Source organism: Stygiolobus sp. CP850M (assembly GCF_037389425.1).
Lineage (GTDB): Archaea > Thermoproteota > Thermoprotei_A > Sulfolobales > Sulfolobaceae > Stygiolobus.
Window position 1 is genome coordinate 1 of the sequence record NZ_JBBHKR010000011.1, and the last position, 4,286, is coordinate 4,286.

General features: G+C 31.6%; 7 protein-coding genes. 1 reads left to right on the forward strand and 6 read right to left on the reverse strand.

Annotation, left to right across the window (positions count from 1 at the left end):
• The 5 genes from WIW89_RS00345 to WIW89_RS00365 all read right to left on the reverse strand — a co-directional run.
• Positions 1-130: glycosyltransferase (locus tag WIW89_RS00345; RefSeq protein ID WP_337719318.1), on the reverse strand; the 130-nt coding region annotated here is incomplete at its 3' end.
• A 121-nt stretch (positions 131-251) separates the two neighbouring features.
• The gene (locus WIW89_RS00350; protein WP_337719312.1) at positions 252-866 is read right to left on the reverse strand and encodes a hypothetical protein; all 615 of its coding nucleotides are present in this window, start codon (positions 864-866) and stop codon (positions 252-254) included.
• Positions 867-955: 89 nt separating this feature from the next.
• Positions 956-1,351, reverse strand: coding sequence for a HEPN domain-containing protein (locus WIW89_RS00355; RefSeq protein WP_337719313.1), 396 nt, complete (start codon positions 1,349-1,351; stop codon positions 956-958).
• 46 nt (positions 1,352-1,397) lie between these two features.
• Positions 1,398-1,874, reverse strand: a complete 477-nt coding sequence (locus tag WIW89_RS00360) for a hypothetical protein (protein WP_337719314.1) — start codon at positions 1,872-1,874, stop codon at positions 1,398-1,400.
• Between the two features lie 659 nt (positions 1,875-2,533).
• Entirely contained in the window at positions 2,534-2,851 is a 318-nt protein-coding gene (locus WIW89_RS00365; protein ID WP_337719315.1) for an FkbM family methyltransferase, read from the reverse strand.
• Between the two features lie 361 nt (positions 2,852-3,212).
• Between WIW89_RS00365 and WIW89_RS00370 the strand changes: the two genes are divergently transcribed.
• Positions 3,213-3,689, forward strand: coding sequence for an FkbM family methyltransferase (locus WIW89_RS00370; protein ID WP_337719316.1), 477 nt, complete (start codon positions 3,213-3,215; stop codon positions 3,687-3,689).
• Positions 3,690-3,791: 102 nt separating this feature from the next.
• Here the strand turns inward: WIW89_RS00370 and WIW89_RS00375 are convergent, their stop codons facing one another.
• Positions 3,792-3,917 (reverse strand): carbamoyltransferase C-terminal domain-containing protein, encoded by a 126-nt coding sequence (locus WIW89_RS00375; protein ID WP_337719317.1) that lies wholly within the window; start codon positions 3,915-3,917, stop codon positions 3,792-3,794.
• Between the last annotated feature and the right edge of the window lie 369 nt (positions 3,918-4,286).

The window sequence follows — 4,286 nt, forward strand, 5'->3', positions numbered from 1 at the left end:
GGTTACTGATTTGCTCACTACCCGAATTTACGACAATCACCTCATAGTCCTGAAGAGTTTGAGAACTTATTGACTCAAGTACATTCCTTAAGTACTTACCATGGAGTGCCGGGATTTGAATTGAGAACACGTAAGAAAGAGATTAATCTAAATAAAGAGCTTTTGCTCGATTATATCCTCTTCTGTACAATTGTCTAATTAAAAACTTTCAACTACTTATTACGCACATTACTCTTATCACTTTCTGAGTACTACTTCAAAGGCTTAACATTATTAATTTCATTAATTAATTTATTAATATCCTTTAACATTGATGAAAGATCTTTTCCATAAATAGATAATGTTTTATCTATTTTGTTTATTACTTCAACGATGCTATTTTTCTCAATTTTATCACATATATAACTAAAATTATTATCTATATTTTTTATAAACACCATCAACTTTTCTACAAAGTCTAATGAAAGCTTAGCAGAATTCATTAGTAGTTCTAAATTCTGAAATATATACTGTGGTATCCTATCTTTTATAGGTTTAAAATTCTTAAGATCGGGGTATCTTGAAGCTTCTGCATAATTACTTAGCACCAAATTTAATAATTCTAATATTTCATAAGAAATAATCGCAGAGGAAACACTATTAACCATACTACGTAAATATTTATCGTATTCTTCTTTAGTTTTCTCATCAAAAATTTTCATTATATTATTTAAAGAGTTTTGCAAAATATTCATAAGAAAATTATACAACAATGTAGATAATATGTTAGATACGACAGGATTTTTAAGATTATAATACTCAATAATCCGTTTTATATGTTCTTCTTCAGCATGTTCTTTACCCAGGTAATTTTTTAATTCTTTCATTTTAACATATACTATATTTTTTATGAAAATATTGACCATATCGTCTATTAGAGTACCTAAATTCTGCGATATAGTATTTAATGTATATATTAATATATTTTTAAAAAACTTAAACTCCTTATTAAACTCTTCAAGCTCTTCAAAAATCCACTTATTGTGTCATGAGAATATTTTTCTTTTAAAAACTTTTCAATATCGTCAATCTTCAGCTGCTTAATGTAATAAGTTATGGTATATATTAAGGGATAGTAAGGAGATGATTCAGTTAGCTTACTTTCCATGCACTCCCCTATATTTTCAGGAACGCTTTGAAATAAATATTGCATAACACATCTGAAGGTTTTATGAGCTTTCTCAGTAGCTTGCTGTAAGTAAAATAAGGATTGTTCCATATATTTCCCATCGTAAAGTAATCTCGAAGCTTCCAGATCTCTTTTAGCCTGCTCTAAAAGCAAGTCAGCACATGAGACGTAAGCGTTGGTCATTTTTATCCCATGAATTTTAGATCTCTTAGAAATTATTTGAAAATACTTATGTAGACTTCTTTTCACAAACTTGTTTAAAATGACTCTTGATATCATCTATATCGGTTATCTTAGCTTTAAAACCACAATACGTATTTGAAATGACTCCTAATTCTTGGTTATCATATATTATCTTCATAGGGTTTGCTCCAACTACACTAAATTCAAAATTATAAGTTTCATCAGCATCTTTTTCTACATTCCACATAGGTCCCCATATTGTAATTAAGATTTCTATATTGAAATCTTGATTACAAGTTTCCATGAAAGCCCATGAAGTCATTAACGCTTGTCTATGATCATTAGGTTCGCCAGGTGCTTGATTTCCGACAAATACTAAACTAGGCCCTTCCAAGGAAAATGTTGAGTTATTTGATTGTTTATCAGTATACCGAAAATTTTCTGTTATTTCTTCCACTTTTATTTTTTGTATTATTTCCCGATGTTTTTCGAAGTAATTCAAAAGTTCATTTATTACTGACATACGTTATCCTTTGTTTGTATAATATATATGACTTCTCTTCTTAATAAAAGGTATTACTGTAGAAAGACTTAAAAAATAGTATTACTATAAACGAGACTCTCAACAATATGCATAACTTCCTTAATAATTAAACCTTACTATATAATAAATTTCACACTTTTAAAAGATAGATGAGTATAGAAAAATCTACTAAAAACTTAATTTAACAGTACATAATTTTTGTTAATATAGTTAACGCCCTGACACTTTACAAATAATCTTTAAATTTACTTTACAGTTCAATCCATTGCAAAACTCTTATAACTTTATATCTTTTCTAAAGCTTATCAATTTACTGACATATTAAAAATATAAGCATCACTTCGGGTGATTCAGGGTTCCTTTGCAACTTGTAATATATCTCTCGGTTTAGACTTATTCATCGCCCACTACTTCCAGATAATCTTCTTTAAAGAACTTATCTGAAATTATTATCCTTCACTACCTCTCACGGGTTATATAAAGCTGTGGCTATAAGAATTTGCCTTTTTAACGTTAATATTGAAAATATTATTAGAACTCCTTAATTGCGTTGCTCATAATCTATGTTTTCATTTTTGCTTCAAGAAAGTCCAGAAAGTGTAAAGAGATTTCTTTACCGAATTTTTTACTACATTACTTCATTTCATAAACCTTACATTAAACCCTTTATCCCTTAACGTTGCCGGTATACTAATAACGTTTTCATTACCGTGTAATTCCATATCAATTTCCCTAACAGAATTTAACCAATTACCTTTAATTAACCTACCTTCTGTACCTTCAATATCCATCTTAACCACAGAAAACTTACCTAGGGACTCTATGGTAGTCGTAGTAACTTCTATCCCCTCATTGGACACTTTACTCCCTACTCCCTCATTGGATATCCTAATTTTTATCCCATCTTCATCGTAAAGTGCCTTATTGACCAGAGTGACGTTTTTTAACTCGTTCACCTCAACGTTCCTCTTCAGAATTTTGAAAGCCTAAGGTAACGGCTCTACAGCTACTACTTCCTTAACTTTCCTAGCAATTTTCACTGTAAAATCGCCTATAAAAGCTCCGGCATCTAGTACAGTGTCTTCTTTCTTAAACTTTAGGAATCGTACTCACCTACTATGAACGTTAAGTAATAAACGTACTCGTATCCTATAGGTATCTCTATCTTTAAACCTCCGTAACGGAATAAGTTCATAGTATGATAAAGAAAGTATTAAGCCTAAAGCTGTGAGAGAAATTAATTATACAAAATTTAATATCTTGGCAGTATAATAACGATAAATCCTTTTCTTCCCGCACTCTGCTTTAACAATCTTTATGACAAACTTGGCAAAATGGTCCAGTATAAAAGGCGAAGGCGTTGGAGCATATGTATCCGAAGATGGCGAAGGATTAGTTGAGACTACTATAGATAAGATAGCGGAAAAAACTAGCCTAAAACCCAGAATACTAAAGATGGATATAGAAGGATCCGAAGGCAAAGCACTAACTGGTGGTATTAATACCCTGAAACACTTGGAACTAATAGAAATAGAAGTTCATGATGAAGAAAACAAGGAAAAAGTCGGGGAAATATTGTCTGGATTTAGGAAGAGAGAGTTGGCAATAGAGGATTTAGGAAATGTTTATAAGCAGTCCTTAAAGCATCCCTTCGAGATACTTAGGATTGAGATGTCCAATCGGTTTTCTACTACGAAACACGTGTTGCTATCTAAAATTAAAAAGGAAAGCAGTAATACTGCTCAGTACCCTAAACAGATAGTTTATTATAGGCTAAGGAACGACCCTTCTTAATCTCATAGCGAATATTAGCACGAACCATTTTAGCAAATAATAAATTAAATTGTGTACTAAGGCCTTTACATAACAATAAAAATAAGAACAGAACAAACGTTTTCATCTTTTTCTTATTATCCAGCCTTGCATGTAAATTGTATCAAATCCTCCAACTGCAAAACTCCTAATATCGTCTTGGGGAGTCTCAACTAAGGGCTCACCAGCAAGGTTAAAGGAAGTATTCATTATAAGTCCCTCACCCTTTAAGTCCTTAAAGGATAGACTTCAAGGTAAGAAGTTGTACACTGCCTTAGCTAGGAAGTTGGCAAGGATTGTTTGGAGTGTTTAGTATAATAATAGTCCTTATGAGCCTTAATAGGTTAATCCCTCCCCCGAATCGCCGCGTGACAATGTTAGTTGACACTATGCTTGAAGTTTGACCGAAAGGTTATTACTGAACGCCACACTGTAAATTTTAACATTTAACTCTTAGTAAAGCCTTTTAGCTTACCCTAGTCTAGTATATTTTATGAGGTTTCTTATAAGTGGTGGGGCTGGATTTTTAGGTTCGCATTTAATAGAGCACCTAAGAGATCATGAAATAGTAGTAGTTGA